The 16,273-nt window shown below is 40.3% G+C and carries 13 protein-coding genes; 4 read left to right on the top strand and 9 right to left on the bottom strand.

The annotated features are described in order from the left end of the window. Positions 1–151 precede the first annotated feature (151 nt). Together O9324_RS22675 and O9324_RS22670 are read right to left on the bottom strand one after the other, a co-directional pair. Positions 152–1,483 (bottom strand): FRG domain-containing protein, encoded by a 1,332-nt coding sequence (locus O9324_RS22675; protein ID WP_288141374.1) that lies wholly within the window; start codon positions 1,481–1,483, stop codon positions 152–154. Positions 1,484–1,740: 257 nt separating this feature from the next. Continuing rightward, positions 1,741–3,003: a YcjF family protein gene (locus O9324_RS22670; protein WP_288141373.1), complete on the bottom strand. Its 1,263-nt coding sequence runs from the start codon at positions 3,001–3,003 to the stop codon at positions 1,741–1,743. Between the two features lie 58 nt (positions 3,004–3,061). On the opposite strand from O9324_RS22670, the gene O9324_RS22665 reads away from it, so the two are divergent. Together O9324_RS22665 and O9324_RS22660 are read left to right on the top strand one after the other, a co-directional pair. Beyond that, positions 3,062–4,237 (top strand): DUF4336 domain-containing protein, encoded by a 1,176-nt coding sequence (locus O9324_RS22665; RefSeq protein WP_002767479.1) that lies wholly within the window; start codon positions 3,062–3,064, stop codon positions 4,235–4,237. 58 nt (positions 4,238–4,295) lie between these two features. After that, positions 4,296–4,541 carry a ssr2422 family thylakoid membrane protein gene (locus O9324_RS22660; protein ID WP_002749050.1) on the top strand — a complete coding sequence of 82 codons (246 nt, stop codon included), beginning with the start codon at positions 4,296–4,298 and terminating at the stop codon, positions 4,539–4,541. Positions 4,542–4,618: 77 nt separating this feature from the next. Here the strand turns inward: O9324_RS22660 and O9324_RS22655 are convergent, their stop codons facing one another. The 5 genes from O9324_RS22655 to O9324_RS22635 form a co-directional block, all read right to left on the bottom strand. Continuing rightward, on the bottom strand, positions 4,619–5,755 hold the full coding sequence (locus O9324_RS22655; protein ID WP_288141372.1) for an amino acid ABC transporter permease: 1,137 nt from the start codon (positions 5,753–5,755) through the stop codon (positions 4,619–4,621). Positions 5,756–5,832: 77 nt separating this feature from the next. After that, the gene (psaK, locus tag O9324_RS22650) at positions 5,833–6,099 is read right to left on the bottom strand and encodes a photosystem I reaction center subunit PsaK (protein ID WP_002767475.1); all 267 of its coding nucleotides are present in this window, start codon (positions 6,097–6,099) and stop codon (positions 5,833–5,835) included. Between the two features lie 144 nt (positions 6,100–6,243). Beyond that, positions 6,244–6,480, bottom strand: coding sequence for a 50S ribosomal protein L28 (gene rpmB / locus O9324_RS22645; RefSeq protein ID WP_002767474.1), 237 nt, complete (start codon positions 6,478–6,480; stop codon positions 6,244–6,246). Between the two features lie 253 nt (positions 6,481–6,733). Next, a complete protein-coding gene (locus O9324_RS22640) occupies positions 6,734–7,156 on the bottom strand; it encodes a PIN-like domain-containing protein (RefSeq protein ID WP_002767473.1) in 423 nt (140 codons plus the stop codon). Then, a complete protein-coding gene (locus tag O9324_RS22635; protein ID WP_002767472.1) occupies positions 7,153–7,869 on the bottom strand; it encodes a DUF433 domain-containing protein in 717 nt (238 codons plus the stop codon). The genes O9324_RS22640 and O9324_RS22635 overlap by 4 nt, the downstream gene beginning before the upstream one ends. A 178-nt stretch (positions 7,870–8,047) precedes the next feature. Here O9324_RS22635 and O9324_RS22630 point away from each other — a divergent pair, with 178 nt between their 5' ends. Continuing rightward, positions 8,048–11,236: a type ISP restriction/modification enzyme gene (locus tag O9324_RS22630; protein ID WP_288141371.1), complete on the top strand. Its 3,189-nt coding sequence runs from the start codon at positions 8,048–8,050 to the stop codon at positions 11,234–11,236. Between the two features lie 235 nt (positions 11,237–11,471). Here the strand turns inward: O9324_RS22630 and O9324_RS22625 are convergent, their stop codons facing one another. Both O9324_RS22625 and O9324_RS22620 read right to left on the bottom strand, forming a co-directional pair. Continuing rightward, positions 11,472–11,708: a hypothetical protein gene (locus tag O9324_RS22625; protein WP_288141370.1), complete on the bottom strand. Its 237-nt coding sequence runs from the start codon at positions 11,706–11,708 to the stop codon at positions 11,472–11,474. A 2-nt stretch (positions 11,709–11,710) separates the two neighbouring features. Continuing rightward, positions 11,711–12,700 (bottom strand): ImmA/IrrE family metallo-endopeptidase, encoded by a 990-nt coding sequence (locus O9324_RS22620; RefSeq protein WP_288141369.1) that lies wholly within the window; start codon positions 12,698–12,700, stop codon positions 11,711–11,713. A gap of 222 nt (positions 12,701–12,922) precedes the next feature. Here O9324_RS22620 and secA point away from each other — a divergent pair, with 222 nt between their 5' ends. Then, complete coding sequence (secA, locus tag O9324_RS22615; RefSeq protein ID WP_288141368.1) at positions 12,923–15,739, top strand: preprotein translocase subunit SecA; 2,817 nt, start codon at positions 12,923–12,925, stop codon at positions 15,737–15,739. The last annotated feature ends 534 nt before the right edge of the window (positions 15,740–16,273 follow it).

Raw genomic sequence — 16,273 nt, 5'->3', positions numbered from 1 at the left:
AGGGGACAATTCATACTTAAAACCAGCAAAGCCGTTTCCCGTTCAAGAGACGCATTACACTTGGTTAATATACTACAAGCTCGACACAGTATTAGGCAGTCCCTTCGGTATTACACTGAAAACGTCTAACTGATAACTGTTATTAGTCGGTTCACCCTGGGACACTGGACGAATCTATATCTACATACCACAAATTCTTAAGATATTTTCCCTGTGATTCTAGTTCTGGATAAACATTGGCTGCATGAATGCCAATTCTCTCTAATTCTACACGCAAAGATTGTTTACATTCTTGCGGAATACTGGCTACACAAATAATGTCTTTATTTTCTCGATTTAGATGAAGTGGACGAGGAATCCTGCACTCAATACCTTCTCGCTTAATCTTTTTAACTAAAAAGTCTCCTCCACCAATCGTAAACATTCCAGATTGTGCCATCAACCGAATATTTCTCCGTTCTGGAAAAACAGTTACTGGCTTTCTAAGATCAAATAGAAACTTGAATAGCCAAAGCCTGGCTTTTTGAGCTTTTTTTAGATTTTCAATATCTTCTTTCGGAACTGAATTATCAAAATAGAGATGCAGTTGTTGTTTCATTAGAGGCGGCATCTCTTTGTACAATAATTTGTACAGTTTTGCATCTTCATGGCTTAGGCTATTAGATGGATTGTTGATATATTTGATAATTTTGTCAATAATGTTTTCTGTTTGCTCCATGTTTTCTGTTCCCTCTATTATCCCAATATCGTTCTCCTTCATCAAACTTACCGCTTTCAAAAGGTGCTCCCAGAATCTCTCTGAGAACCCATTACCTAGAAACCCCTCCCTGACAAAAGGTAGAGCAAAAAGTTCATCGAGGTATGAAGTTCTAACCATACCAGTGCGTAATAAGACATGAAGTGATTCTGTTGTATAGACTGTTGTATTTGGTGGTATCCTTTTTTGATGAGGTAGATCTACCGTCTCGGCAAGCTTTCTAGCATTTAAAGCAAAAAGTTCTCCATCCTTATTATTATCCTCCGATGCCATCCACAGAGCAATAAGTACGTTCTCAGTCCAATCAAGTAATCGGCAAGGTAGTTCGTAGTGTCTGAATAGTGATAGTATATCGAGTACCGAAGGAAATTCGCTACGAATCTCAGGAAGTCGGTTGATCAGATGTATATACAATCCACCTTCCTCATACATTTTTGACGATTCCTCTGGTTGTATATCAACGTAATAACTGGAAATCTTCTTTATTGGACATTGCTCTTCTTCCTGTAATCTAAAAATCGAAGGAACCAATTGATGACCTTGTGAGCGATTCCCCCTAAACCATAAATGTACAGGATATTGGTGGTCCGAGTTAATTTTCCATAATTTCTCTGATACTTCTTTTACCCACTCAAGGGCGTTATTCACCGTGCGAATTTCTCTTAATAGTCCGTTGTCGTTTGCTTGAGTCATAATATTTTCTTCTTTATCTAAGTAGTAAGACACTAATTTGATCTAAGCACAAGGAACAAAACTCTCACACCGCTAGAGTGATAAGACCGACGATATATTCATAACCTACAGCAATTATATCTGACTACTTACTGACCTCTTAGCTCGTCATTATAGCCAAATCTCCTGTATAGGAAATCTCTACCAGACAAAAACTTAACTCTTTTTAAGCTATTTTTGATTTATTTCACAAAAGTAACCAGAATTTCAGGTGTTTCTCCTCTCGTCGCTATGTAATCTTTGAATACCGCTTAATTATCTCCCCCCGTGGCGACATTTTTAAATCTTTCTTGGGCAGCGGAAAAAGCCTCTTTCATCACCCTTTGAATCCTCTTAGGATCGGGTTTTTTACCCCCCATTAAATCGCCAAAATAGACACAAGCGCCCTCTCCTAGGGCCCAGGTATAGGCAGCAGACCAAGAAGCGGCGATGACACTGCCAAAACCGGGGATAAATTTCACTAATTCCCGACCGATGGCCTGGGCCAAAAAGCCGCCAGCGATCGCACTGACAATTCCACCGGCTTGGGATGGGGTTAAGACTTGACCGTATAATTTACCTAAAACCCCCACCATTGACACTTGTAGGGCGGTTAACACGGGCATAGTCGCTAAGGGTAAGGGAATCGCCGCCAAGGTCGCCGCTATGACGGAAAAGGCTAACATATAGCGTCGGGCCACGTCCCGATAGAGATGGCCTAATTTATCGCTGGTTTCCCGATCTAAAAGTTGGTGGATGGTGTTAGCCTCGGCTTTTGGCAATAAATCGGCTAAATTGTCTCTAAATGCCTCTAAACCGTAAAAAACGGGGTTGTAACCGTCTTCCTCTAAGGTAAAGTCTATTAGCACAGAATTGTCGTATAAATCCTTAAAAGTTTCTTTAATTTCTTGATAGGCGCGATTGATATCCTCGAAATCGGGAGGATAAGGGGGATGATCGGCGGTATTAGGAGGATAAAGCTGATGAAGGCAGGTTACAGCCAGTAAACAGGGGATTTTAGGATATTTTTGCCGCAGTTGTTTGGTAATTTCCAGAAGGCTATCGGTGGCAAAATCATCAATTTTTACCGTCAGGATAAAAACTTGGGCGCGTCCCGTGTTTTCGGCTAAATCTGCCAATAATTCCGCGATTACCGTGTCTGTGTGTTGATAGGCATCTCCTAACCCCACCGTATCGGTAAAAATCAACAGGGGTAAATCTTCTGCGGGGTAGGTGTAGCGCTGGGTGTTTTGGGTGTGGGGACGGAAACCTTGCCCGACTATTTCCGACGAAACTCCCGTTATTCCCCGAATAATCGAACTTTTTCCCGTTTGCGGTTTACCGATTAATAGCGCCTCGGTGGTGGGTAATTCTTGACGGACTTTTTCTAAAATTTCCGCTACTTGACTATCACTGACACTAAACCACTGGAGGACAGTATTAGTCAACTGGTCGATGGGGAGTCTTTTCATCACTTCCCCCGTGAGACTATTCCAAGTATTGACCAAAGAATCAATGGGCAGTTTATTAGTCATGGGGATTAGAAGGGTTTATGATAACTAAAATAGAGATTTTCAGCCATAGAATCAGACGATGACAAAAGCCGCAATTAGTCCGCAAGATTTATCATGGCCTTTTTGGCCAATTGTACCACTTTATCCCTACGGTCAAAGACGGACAATTCGCCAAGAAGTGGTGAAAGATACGCTCTGGACATTTGAGCAATTGCAGGGTATTTTTTATGTGGTTGTGCCGATTCGCATGACAGTAATTAAGTTAGCATCTGGGGGTTTATTTGTTTATGCACCTGTGGCCCCGACTCCTGAATGTATTCGCTTAATGCGTGAGTTGGAAAGTGAACACGGGGAAGTTAAATATATTATTTTGCCGACGATTTCTGGGATTGAACATAAGGTTTTTGTGGGTCCTTTTGCTCGTTATTTTCCTAAGGCTATAGTTTATGTTGCTCCTAATCAATGGAGTTTTCCTCTTAATTTACCTTTGAGTTGGTTGGGTTTACCGGCAAAACGAACGGAGATTTTACCTGCTGACTCGGCAACCACTCCTTTAGGAAAAGATTTTAGTTATGAAATTTTACCCGCAATTGATCTGAATGTGGGATACTTCTCGGAGGTGGCTTTTTTTCATCACTACTCTCAAACTCTACTGCTGACTGATGGCATTATTTCTATCCCAGAAGATCCTCCCGCTATTTTAGAATTAGACCCCTATCCGCTGCTGTTTCACGCTAAAAATACGGCTAAGGATCTGGTGGAGGATACCCCAGAAAATCGCCGTCGGGGTTGGCAGAGAATTTGTCTTTTTGCTCTTTATTTTCAACCTCCTGTTTTAGCTGTTCCCAATTGGATTAAGGTCTTTCGAGATGCTTTTACTGCTAAGGAAAAGAGTAAAAAAGCCTATTTTGGTTTATTCCCTTTTCAATGGGGGGATGATTGGCAAAAGACTTTTTTAAATTTGCGTCGCGAGGGGAGGTTAATAGTAGCCCCAATTTTGCAAACTTTGATTCTTAATCGCACTACTGACGAGGTTATTCAATGGGTTGATAGAATTTCCCAATGGCCGATTAAACAGGTTATTCCTTGTCATTTTGCTAGTCCGATTCAAGCTGATAGTCAAGAGTTTCAGCAGGCTTTTTCTTTCTTGTCAAAAGATTCTTATTTACCTAAAGATGACTTGGAATGTTTAGAAAGTATTGATAGTTTTTTAGTGCGTTGGCGATTGACTCCTCCTCCTGATAAAAAATTGTAATTTATGGCTAAGAACTGCTATAATATAGGCGGTTGTTAGTTGATTGCTAATTAAGGTTATGCAAATTCCCGAAAATCCCAGTAATGATGACATCAGAGAAGCGTTGATTCAATTGCGAGAAGAACTTGGTCAAAAAGTTGACCGATTAGAATATAAATTTGATGCCTATCAAAAAGGTACAGATGGTATGGTGAGAATGGCTACTACTATCATCATTGCCACCGCTTCCGTGGTGGTTTTATCTAGTCTTAGTCCTGCGGTGACAGCAATTATCACCGCTTTATATTCTGGTAATGCTCATTAATTAATTTATCGCTAAATTCTGGTGCGTTAGGCTACCTTTTGGTGCGATTCGGTGCGTTACGCGCTCGCTAACACACCCTACCTTTCCTGAATTTTTACCCGTTGGTTTAATTGATTCATAGTCAAGGAAATCACCAGATTAAAGAATAAATAGGTGGCCATAACTACTATTAACATTTCTACAGCTTTTCCTGTCTGATTAGCGATGGTACTAGAGATAGCATAAATATCATTATAACCAATAGCGATCGCTAAACTAGAGTTTTTAACAAGGTTTAAACATTCATTAGTTAAAGGAGGAATAATCACCGGCAAAGCTTGGGGAAAAATCACTAATCTCATCACTAATAAAGGTTTTAATCCCAAAGCTTTAGCTGCTTCCCATTGTCCCCGATTAACCGATTGAATCCCCCCCCGTACCGTTTCCGCAATAAAGGCAGCTGTATAAACAGTTAAACCGATTAGGAGAGTAGCAAACTCGGAAGAAAGATGTAAACCGAAGTCAATATTTTGATTAAGAGGATTAACTTGGGGACTTTGCCATTGTAAACCCCAGATTAGAGGAATTATAACTAGGAGTAGTAGGCTAGTTAGACATAAACCAAGTTTATTTTTTAGGTATAAAAATACTGAGATAATTATTCCTAAAATCATTATAGCTAAGGCTAACCATGTCCTGAAACTATTGGCGGGAAAAGGCAAATAGACTCCTGAGTTATTTAAAAATACCCTGCCAAAAAACTCTAAAGATTCCTCAATCTTCGGCAGTTTCAGAAATACAGCGAAATACCAGAAAAATAATTGTAATAATAAAGGAGTATTGCGAATAGTTTCCACATAAATTGTTGCTAACTGACGAATTAACCAATTATCCGACAAGCGACCTAACCCGATGACTATTCCCAGACTAATTGCCAAAAATATGCCACTAATCATAATACGGAGGGAATTAACTAATCCCACCAAAAGAGCGCGAAAATAGGTATCGGTGGGACTGTAGGAAATAGGAGAGTCACCAATAGCAAAAGAGGCTGGTCGGTCGGAATCAAAGAGAAAGCCAAAGCCAAAACTTAAGCGTAAGCGTTGGAAATTAATCACTAAATTGCGACCAAAAAACCAGAAAATTAGGCAGACAATTAGCAGGATAATTACCTGTAGAAAAATCTTCTGAAATCGCTCATCGTACCAAAAAGAATTTTTTTGAGGTAAGGTCATATTTATTATATACTCCAGAATTTTTCACAAAAGAAATCGGTGACTTTTGGCCACCGATTGAGAAAATCAAAACAGACTTAGATAACTCCGAGACGGGAGAGACCGAGGATGACACCGGCGCCGAGGACATGACCAAAACTGGTAGTACCCAGTAAAGCGCCTAATCCCATACCACCGAATAAAGCGGGGGAAGGTAAACCAGGACCGACATTTTGTTGTTTAATAGTCGCTTTACCGAAAGCAATAGCGAGAATATTGCAGATAATCATGACAATCGCCACTTTGGGACTCCATTCGCTGGAACCTTGTACGGCGGTGGCGGCCATTAATAGGGTTGAGTACATTGAAATTCTCCTGAACAGGTCGTTTTAAGTTTTTAATCTTAAAGGTAGTTTTCACCCCACATCACGGCCTGTTGCAATACTTAATAATCAAAAGCAGAGGAGTCAACCATAGGGCCGATTCGTCTCCACTTCTGAACTACTCATTTAGTACAAATTCAAGTTTAAGCCTACTTCTCTAGCGAAGACGGCTAATCCTTTCTTTTCAATGGTTTTGATAGCTTTGGTGGAGACGCGTAGTTTTACCCAACGGTTGCCTTCCGACCACCAAACTCTTTTCCATTGTAGGTTAGCTTCTTGTAATTTTTTGGTGCGACGGTGGGAGTGGGACACCGCATAGGCGTTATTGGCCTTTTTCCCCGTCATAGTACAGACTCTAGACATAATTTACTCCTGTGCGATCGATGTTTGTCAATAGTCAACCTTTCTAGTTTAACTCAAATCCCGCCAGAAGTCCCCCCTTCCCCTGGGTGAAGTGAACGGAAATAAATTTAACAGCAAGTGGAGGGATTAAGAAGTTGATTAAACCGGTTCACTGCTCAGACAATTTCGACAATTGCATCAAAGGTAATAGTGAGAATATTGTCAACAAATTTAGTTGTAATTTGTTACTGGATAGAAACTATTTTAATAGGTTTTAAATAGTTTCTAGTATTCTAGTTAATTCATTTTTATTTTTCCACAATTTTACTTGAAAATCTTGGTATATTTTGGCGATAAAAGGAGCTTGATTACCTTGGGTTATTTTTTCAATTTTATCGATTGTTGCGACAAAAATATTAATCATGGTTTGACGAGGTAAGTTACCAGAAACTAGAACAAATACTTGAGCCTGATAACGGGCTATCTGTTGAACTTCTAAAATATTTCTACCAATGTTTACATCTTTAGTTAATACTATCCATCCTCTTTGACTCACAATAGGTAGCCACTCCGTATCCGGTGCATCTGGAGCAAAATGGGCATGATGAAATTCAATTTTAACCCCTATTTCTTGCAAAGCTTCACCGATAGATTTTCCTAAAGCGCGGTCGATAAAATAGGTGTATTTATAGGTCATGCCGCTTGCCAATTGGACTCGAATAAAATCGCTTTTTCAATTTGCCAAGGTTGACAATTATAATCATTGGCAATATCTTCTATAGAGTCCCCTACGTCATAAAGTTCTGTGACAATTTTAGTGGGAATTCCTGTTCCTGTGATCACGGGTTTTCCGAAGGAAATATTCGGGTCTATCTTTAGGACTTTATCGCTGAAGTCTTGCCCATTTATGTCGATAGTGGGAAAAAGCCGTGTGGCGATATCTTGTTCATCCCATTCAATACGAGTTAAGAGATTATTTAAGACTTGTTTCATTGTCAATTGTCCCGAACGGGAGGCATTAATTAAATGTTCAAATTGTTCAATAAAAAGGTCAATTCCATCGGTACTAAATTGTTTTTTAACCAGAGGATGATCGGTGTTAAATTGTTCACTAATATAGTCTAGGGCAAGTCTAACTTTATCGAGAGGGATGTTATGAACGGTGCGAATAACTCTTAAAACGTGCGCTTCCACTAAGTTAGTAAAGGAAAGTTGCGGAATATTCGGATTAGGCCGTTGAATGAGGGGTAAAAACTCTTTTTGTCCTTTTTTTGTCGGGTAGGTGCGTCCTCGTACCCACGTTCTCAGAGTGGGTAAAGGAATATGGAGATAGCGCGCAGTATCGGCTATACTGTAGGTGGGAACATGGTAGAGATGCTCTAGAGATAAGGGAGATGATACTTTGACCATCGTTAATATTTTGGTGAAGTTTTTGGGATGAGATTATCGCCTATCGATTATCTCATTTTAGCTGATTTTGGTATCCTTGAGGATAGGGATAAGGTAGGATGAGAGCATCTCAGTGGACATTGGGACCAAATGAGGTTATATTTTATCTATAGGAGAACGTTTGTATGTCGCAACGATAATGAGTAACTCACTGCCAAAATATCTAGAGGAAATCACGGGAATTTATCAACAGGGTAACGCCACAGAACACAGTTATCGTCCTGCTTTAAAAAAATTAATTGAATCCCTAAATAATAACCTACAAGCTCTCAATGAACCGAAAAGGATTGCTTGTGGCGCTCCGGATTTTGTGATTAATCAGGGTATGGTAGAAATTGGCCATCTGGAAGCAAAAGATATCGGCACTTCTCTCAAAAAGATTGAAAATACTCCCCAAATCAAACGTTATTTACAGGCTTTGGGTAATTTAATTATCACCGATCATTTAGAATTTCGTTGGTATGTATCGGGAGAATTGCGTCTATCAGCGTCTGTGGCAACTCTTAATCAAAAAAAGCAAATTAAACCTGATTCCCAGGGTATTTTACAAGTAGAACAACTGTTCTGTCAATTTTTCCTCTCAAAAGTTATTCAGATAACAACACCGCGAGAATTGGCGAAAAAAATGGCCGCTTTAGCGCAGTTAATTCGAGATGCAATCGGCCAAGCTTTAAAAGATCAAGATTGCGGGGGAATGTTGCGGCAACAATTGCAATCTTTTCAACGAGTTTTAATTAGTGATCTCAACGAAGCGCAGTTTGCGGATATGTATGCACAAACAATTTGTTATGGTTTATTCGCAGCACGCTGTAATACGGATCAAATAAGTTCTTTTTCTAGGGAAACGGCAGCATTTCGACTACCGAAAACTAACCCTTTTTTGCGGGGAATTTTTCATCAAATTGCTGGTACAGAATTAGATGAGCGGATTACTTGGGCCGTGGATACTCTAGCCACTATTTTACAACAAACGGACATGGAGGGGATTCTGGGCAGCTTTGGAAAACGCACGCGCAAACAGGATCCTGTGGTTCACTTTTATGAGACTTTTTTAGCAGAATACGATAGTAAAATGCGTGAGTCTAGGGGGGTTTATTATACCCCTGAACCCGTGGTTTCTTACATGGTTCGCAGTGTGGACTATATTCTAAAAAATAAGTTTCAGATTCCTAAAGGTTTGGCCGATGCCAAAAAAATTACAATTAAGCATCCTAATAATAGCCAAGAAACTCAGGAAGTACACCAAGTTTTAATCCTCGATCCTGCTGTGGGAACAGGCACTTTTTTACACTCCGTTATCGACCATATCTATGATAGTTTTCGTCAACAGAAAGGGATGTGGTCTAGTTATGTTAGTAAACATTTATTACCCCGTCTCTTTGGGTTTGAGTTACTGATGGCTCCCTACACCGTGGCACACATGAAATTAGGTTTACAACTTCAGGAATTAGGCTATGATTTTAGTGCCGATGAACGCTTGGGAATCTATCTCACTAACACCCTACAGGAAGCTTTTCAAATTCCCCCTGCTGATGGTTTTTTAAATCGTATTCGCGATGAAGCAGCTGCGGCAAAAGATGTTAAGCAAGAAATGCCAGTCATGGTTATTTTAGGCAATCCTCCCTATTCCTATCAGTCGATGAATACTGACCCTTGGATTGTGAATTTGGTTAGGGATTATTATCAATTAGATGGAAAACCATTGGGAGAGAGAAACCCCAAAGGTTTATTAGATGATTATGTGAAGTTTATTCGCTTTGCTCAGTATCGGGTAGCGGAAACTGGTTATGGAGTTGTGGCGTTAATTACAAATCATGGTTATTTAGATAACCCAACTTTTCGGGGAATGCGTCAAAATTTGATGCAGACTTTTGATGAGATTTATGTTTTAGATTTGCATGGGAATAGTAAGAAAAAAGAAGTTTGTCCCGATGGTTCACCGGATCAAAATGTGTTTGATATTCAGCAAGGTGTAGCGATTGCGTTTTTTATTAAGTATCAAGATAGTCAGCAAGATTTAGCCAAGGTTTATCATGCTGATTTATGGGGTGTTAGAGAGGTTAAAGAGAATAAGGAGTTAGTTGGGGGTAAGTATCATTGGTTAGATGAAAATGATATTAGTTCAACTGAATGGTTAGATATAGAGCCTAAAAAACCATTTTATTTGTTAAGAAGTCAATCAGAAGAATTGTTGGGTGAATATAATAAATATCATAGAATTGATGAAATATATATTACTCATATCTATGGTTTCAAGAGTCATCGTGATCACTTTGCTATAGATTTCGATAAAGAGCAGATAGTTAAACGAATTACTGAATTAGTTAATCAAGATAAATTAGACAATTCTTTTTCTGATAAATATGATTTAGGAAAGTGGGACTGGAAGAAAGCATCTACAGCTTTGAAACAAGAGATAGACTTGTGGAGATTCCTTGACTTATGCGCTTATAGACCCTTCGACAATAGGTTTATGTTTTATTCTGATTATGTTATGGATAGAACAAGACCTGATTTAAGAAACCATATATTTAACAAAGAAAATTTGTGTTTAGTTTGTTCTCGTCAAATAGCAAATAATGAATATAGACATTTTTGGATAACTGACTTAGTTCCTAATGATTGTTTGATTTCAAATATCACGAAAGAATCTAACCATAACTTCCCCCTTTATCTTTACCCAACCAATACCCCAACCTTATTTGACACAGAACCAACCAACTCGCCAAATGGTCGCCGTCCCAATCTAGCGCCAGAATTTATTAAGGAACTTTCGGCGAAACTTGAATTAGAATTTATCAGTGATGGCAAAGGAGACAAAAAGAAAACCTTTGGTCCGGAAGACATTTTTAACTATATCTATGCCGTCTTTCACTCTCCCCAATATCGCCAACGTTACGCCGAATTTTTAAAGATAGACTTTCCTCGTGTTCCTCTCACCAGTAATCAAGAATTATTCTGGGAATTAGTCAAAAAAGGTGACAGATTAGTGCAGTTACACCTGATGAAAGCAACGGGAAAAGAAATTAGTAGCTATCCTGTGGCGGGTTCTAATCTAGTCGAACAGGTGAAATATAACGAAAGTAAACAGCAAATTTCGATTAATTATGACCAGTATTTTGCGGGGATTCCGCCCCAAATTTGGAACTTTTATATCGGCGGTTATCAAGTGTGTCAGAAGTGGCTAAAAGACCGCAAAGGTCGCCACCTTAGCTACGATGACCTAGAACATTATCAACAAATTATCTCCATTTTGGCAGAATCGATCGCAATTATGGAAACTATAGATATAATTATCAATAAATATGGTGGTTTTCCCTTTAGTTAAGCTACCGGTGAGAGAAGATTAATACTAAATCCGTTGAGTATAGGCTACATATTGGGAGAGGCAAAAGGGAGAATAAATAATCAGTACAGGTGCAAGATTTTGAGAGAATCGTGCTTCAAAACCTTGCGTTTTCATCGGCCCGCGTCCTGTAGGGGCGAAGCATTCGGGCAATAACCTATCGGTGAAACCGGAGATTTTCTATCCGAATGCTTCGCCCGTACTTTTTCAGCAAACCCTAGATTGATATTTTATCGCAGGTTTCAGCGACAGATAAAGCGTATTCTAGGTTATATTTAACAGGGTTTTTCTTCCTTTTTTGTTGCGCTTGCCTTTTAAATTTATATTGAAATGTCTCAAGAATTTTAACTTGATTAATCTCAACTCCAAAGGTATTGAGGGTTTTCTCAAATAAGCCATAGGTGGACAATTTTAGGATAATGTCATTATCCAAACAATAAACAGAACCTATCAAGGTTAAACTCCTAACACCTTTTCTAGATACTCGTAGGTTTCGTCATCAAATTTATCCCAGTCTAACTTATTAGCCAAATATTCATTAATAATCTTATTGCCATTTGGGTTGGGTTCTAATAATTTTAAAGTAGCCATGGCTAAAGCAAAGTAGTTGTTATGCCATCCATAGTTCAGAATAATTGCATCTATATCAATATCCGGATGATGAGAGATAAAATGTTCTTGAACATATTTACTGAATTTTTCAGCATTTTGGAATTCCCTATCCCCAAGGCAGTTATCACAATCACCTAAGAGTAATTCAGTAGCAAATTGATTAGCTTCTTTTTCTTCGCTATCATTATCAAATGTAATGTCTTCATCAACTAATACCCCATCTTTTAGATGTGCTAATGCTAAATGTCCTAATTCGTGCGCTAAGTCAAAAGCGAGTCTTGCCGACTGTTGATATTTTGAACTAAGAATAATTACAGGACAAGTAGAATGCCATTGAATTAACCCAGCAAATTTCTTAGTATTTTTAGGAAAATGATCAAAGTATCCCACCGCTATTCCCTGAGACCAACAATAGTCTAAAAGAGAGGTCAAGTCAACCTTTGGCTGTTGACTTAAGATGTCTTTCCTGATGGTTTTGGCATCCTTAGATAAAGGGTTATAATTAACTTCAACCCCGAAGGAAATTAACTCAGCAAACCGACTCGCTAAAGCTTGCGCTAGATAGGGATGTTGGTTATTCTGGCTATTGTGCTGTTTAAATTTAGTATGGGGAGGTCGATTAAATTTGACCTTTTCTTGAGGGGTTAATAAGGATGAGAGGTCAAGATTGAGGTTTTTGGCGATATAACCTGCTCCTTCTAGGACTGCAACGGGTTTATCATTGAGTTCATCATCCCACCAACTGGGCAAGCCATTTTTTCGGACATAATTTTTTTTAAGTCCGATTTCTGAGAGTTTCCCGTAGAGGGCTGCCATGGTAAGGCTTTCTGTCATGGTTTCACCCTCCTTTGTCGGCAATACTAAGTTTTTTAAGGTTTTAGGGAATCAAAGTATATCAGTATATTCTTATCTCTAAGATACCATCTCTAACTTAATTTTTGCCCACTGGCAAGAGTCCCTGTTCACCGATAAATGATTCTCCACTCCCAACCAGAGTGATACAATTGTTAACACCACAGACCAAGAGCCAATCGAAGCGAGAGAATAAAAACTGCTATGTTAAAAGCCCTACTCGGAGACCCCAACGCCCGCAAAATTAAAAAATTTCAGCCCCTCGTCACCGAAATCAACCTGCTGGAAGAGGATATTAAAAACCTGTCCGATGAGGAATTAAGGGGCAAAACCAGCGAATTTAAGGAAAGATTGGACAAAGCCAGAAATTATGACGAAAGAGAAGAGATTCTCGAGGAAATCCTCCCCGAAGCTTTCGCCATTGTCCGGGAAGCGGGAATCCGAGTCTTAGGGATGCGTCACTTTGACGTGCAGTTATTGGGGGGAATGGTACTGAACAAAGGACAAATCGCCGAGATGAAAACCGGGGAAGGAAAAACCCTGGTTGCCACTCTCCCCGCTTATTTGAATGGATTGACCGGAAAAGGGGTTCACGTCGTCACCGTTAACGATTATCTCGCCCGTCGTGACGCGGAATGGATGGGGCAGGTACATCGCTTTTTAGGGTTAAGTGTGGGACTAATTCAAGCCGGCATGAGTCCAGAAGAAAGAAAGAAAAATTATGCCTGTGACATCACCTACACCACTAACAGCGAACTCGGCTTTGATTATCTGCGCGATAACATGGCTACAGTGATGGGGGAAGTTGTCCAAAGACCGTTTAACTACTGCGTTATCGACGAAGTGGACTCCATTCTTATCGATGAGGCCAGAACTCCATTAATTATATCAGGAGCGATCGATCGGCCCACAGAAAAATATATTCTCGCCGCCGAAATCGCCAATAAATTAGTGCGCCAAGAAGTAGAAGACGGACCGGGAGACTACGAAGTTAACGAAAAAGACCGTAACGTTTTAATGACCGATGAAGGCTTTAAAAAAGCGGAAGAACTATTAGAAGTCACCGATTTATACGACCAAGAAAATCCCTGGGCGCACTATATTTCTAACGCTATTCGTGCCAAAGAACTCCAGAAAAAAGACGTTAACTATATCGTCCGCAGTGGTGAAATTGTTATTGTTGATGAGTTCACCGGACGGGTATTACCGGGGCGACGTTGGGGTGATGGTTTACATCAGGCAGTGGAAGCTAAGGAAGGGGTAGAAATTCAACAGGAAACCCAAACCTTAGCCACGATTACCTATCAAAACTTTTTTCTACTCTATCCGAAATTATCTGGCATGACCGGGACGGCCAAAACCGAAGAAACGGAACTAGAAAAAGTCTATAACCTGCAAGTAACAATTATTCCCACTAACCGCGTTTCTCGTCGGCAAGATTTAGCCGATGTGGTCTATAAAAATGAACAGGCAAAATGGAACGCCGTCGCCGAAGAATGTCAACAAATGCACGAACAGGGTCGCCCGGTTTTAGTCGGTACCACCAGTGTGGAAAAATCGGAAGTGCTTTCGCTTTTATTACAGGGAAGAAAGATTCCCCATAACTTACTTAATGCTCGTCCGGAAAACGTGGAAAGGGAATCGGAAATCGTCGCCCAAGCAGGCCGGGCCGGAGCCGTAACTATTGCTACAAACATGGCAGGACGGGGAACCGATATCATCCTCGGTGGTAACTCCGACTATATGGCCCGATTGAAAATTCGCGAGTATTTAATGCCCAAATTAGTTATGCCCGAGGATGACAATCTGGCCTTTAGTTTACCCAGTTTAGGAGAACGCAATCGCCCGCAAGGATTCGCTCCGGATAAAAAGAAAAAAAACTGGCGTGCCTCGGCGGAAATTTTTCCCACCGAGTTACCGAAAGAGGTAGAAAATGCCCTGAAAGAAGCGGTTAAATTTGCCGTTGATACCCACGGAACTCAAAGTTTACCAGAATTAGAAGTGGAAGAAAAAATCGCCATCGCGGCCGAAAAAGCCCCCACGGATGACCCGGTTATTCAAAAGTTACGCGAAGTCTATAAATTAATTCGCAAAAGTTATGAAGATTACACAGGTAAAGAACACGATGAGGTAGTAGAAAGGGGCGGACTGCACGTTATCGGGACGGAACGCCACGAATCCCGCCGTATTGACAACCAATTGCGAGGCCGGGCGGGCAGACAGGGCGACCCCGGTTCCACACGCTTCTTTTTAAGCCTAGAAGACAATTTATTGCGGATTTTTGGGGGCGACCGCGTGGCGGGTTTAATGGATGCCTTCCGGGTGGAAGAAGATATGCCCATTGAATCGGGAATGTTAACTCGTTCCCTGGAAGGAGCGCAAAGAAAAGTGGAAACCTTCTATTATGATGCCCGGAAACAGGTGTTTGAATACGACGAGGTGATGAATAATCAACGGCGTGCTATTTATGCCGAACGTCGTCGGGTTTTGGAGGGGATGGACCTAAAAGAACAGGTGCTGCAATACGCCGAAAAAACCATGGATGAAATCGTCATGGCTTATATTAATCCCGAACTGCCGGCAGAAGAATGGGATTTAGAAAAACTGATTAGTAAATCCCAGGAATTCGTCTATCTGTTGGCAGATATTACCGCTAAAGATATCGAGGAGATGAGTGTCAATGATATCAAGATGTTTCTACACGAAGAAGTTCGCAAAGCTTACGAAATTAAAGAACGTCAAGTGGATAATATTCGCGCCGGTTTAATGCGCGATGCCGAACGTTATTTTATCCTGCAACAAATCGATATGTTATGGCGCGAACACCTGCAAGCTATGGAAGCTTTACGCGAGTCGATTGGTTTACGCGGTTACGGTCAAAAAGACCCCCTAATTGAGTATAAACAGGAAGGCTACGAGATGTTTTTAGAAATGATGATTGATATCCGTCGTAACGTGGTTTATTCCCTGTTCCAATTCCAACCGCAAGGACAACCCCAAGCAGTGGCTAGTGAACAGTAAAAACTAAAAGTTGGTTTAAATTGGGGAGAATTAGCTAAGGCTGATTCTCTCATTTTTTTTCCCCTGAGAAATCAGTCACCCACAATCCACACTAGGACTAAAATTATCAGTCCGATTACTCCATAGGACAGCAACGACCCGAAAGAATTGAGGATTTGTATGGGAAAATGAATCAAAACTTGGTAAGTAAAATCCGTAACTGCGAGCAAGGCAGTGAAAAATATAGTCACAAGTGTTATCATAAGTAATATCTTCTCAATCTGATAGAATAAATGGCTATCCTTTGCGGGAATCGGCACCCCAAGAAAAAACTCCGAGTCACTCTCCCGATTCTACCGCAATTTTAACAGCGATCGAGTTATAATAAATCTTTAATTATAACCGGCTATTTAGTTGATGATAGGTGGTGCGTTACGACGGATTGTTACCTTCAAGTCAAAGCAGCAATTTCTGCCGTCTAACGCACCCGACGTTTTACAGTATTTTATCTTTATAGGTGGTGCGTAAATAGGAAGAGAGACGTGAATGTAAAAA

The sequence above is a fragment of the Microcystis sp. LE19-84.1B genome (assembly GCF_027531875.1).
Taxonomy (GTDB): Bacteria; Cyanobacteriota; Cyanobacteriia; order Cyanobacteriales; family Microcystaceae; genus Microcystis; species Microcystis panniformis.
The sequence above is the reverse complement of the archived record's forward strand: the minus strand, read 5'-3'. Positions and strand labels throughout refer to the sequence as shown.

Bases quoted from the DNA above. Each gene is read 5' to 3' on its own strand.
- O9324_RS22670 (WP_288141373.1), bottom strand. From the start codon at position 3,003: ATGACTAATAAACTGCCCATTGATTCTTTGGTCAATACTTGGAATAGT.
- O9324_RS22665 (WP_002767479.1), top strand. From the start codon at position 3,062: ATGACAAAAGCCGCAATTAGTCCGCAAGATTTATCATGGCCTTTTTGG.
- O9324_RS22660 (WP_002749050.1), top strand. From the start codon at position 4,296: ATGCAAATTCCCGAAAATCCCAGTAATGATGACATCAGAGAAGCGTTG.
- O9324_RS22655 (WP_288141372.1), bottom strand. From the start codon at position 5,755: ATGACCTTACCTCAAAAAAATTCTTTTTGGTACGATGAGCGATTTCAG.
- psaK (WP_002767475.1), bottom strand. From the start codon at position 6,099: ATGTACTCAACCCTATTAATGGCCGCCACCGCCGTACAAGGTTCCAGC.
- rpmB (WP_002767474.1), bottom strand. From the start codon at position 6,480: ATGTCTAGAGTCTGTACTATGACGGGGAAAAAGGCCAATAACGCCTAT.
- O9324_RS22640 (WP_002767473.1), bottom strand. From the start codon at position 7,156: ATGACCTATAAATACACCTATTTTATCGACCGCGCTTTAGGAAAATCT.
- O9324_RS22635 (WP_002767472.1), bottom strand. From the start codon at position 7,869: ATGGTCAAAGTATCATCTCCCTTATCTCTAGAGCATCTCTACCATGTT.
- O9324_RS22630 (WP_288141371.1), top strand. From the start codon at position 8,048: ATGAGTAACTCACTGCCAAAATATCTAGAGGAAATCACGGGAATTTAT.
- O9324_RS22620 (WP_288141369.1), bottom strand. From the start codon at position 12,700: ATGACAGAAAGCCTTACCATGGCAGCCCTCTACGGGAAACTCTCAGAA.
- secA (WP_288141368.1), top strand. From the start codon at position 12,923: ATGTTAAAAGCCCTACTCGGAGACCCCAACGCCCGCAAAATTAAAAAA.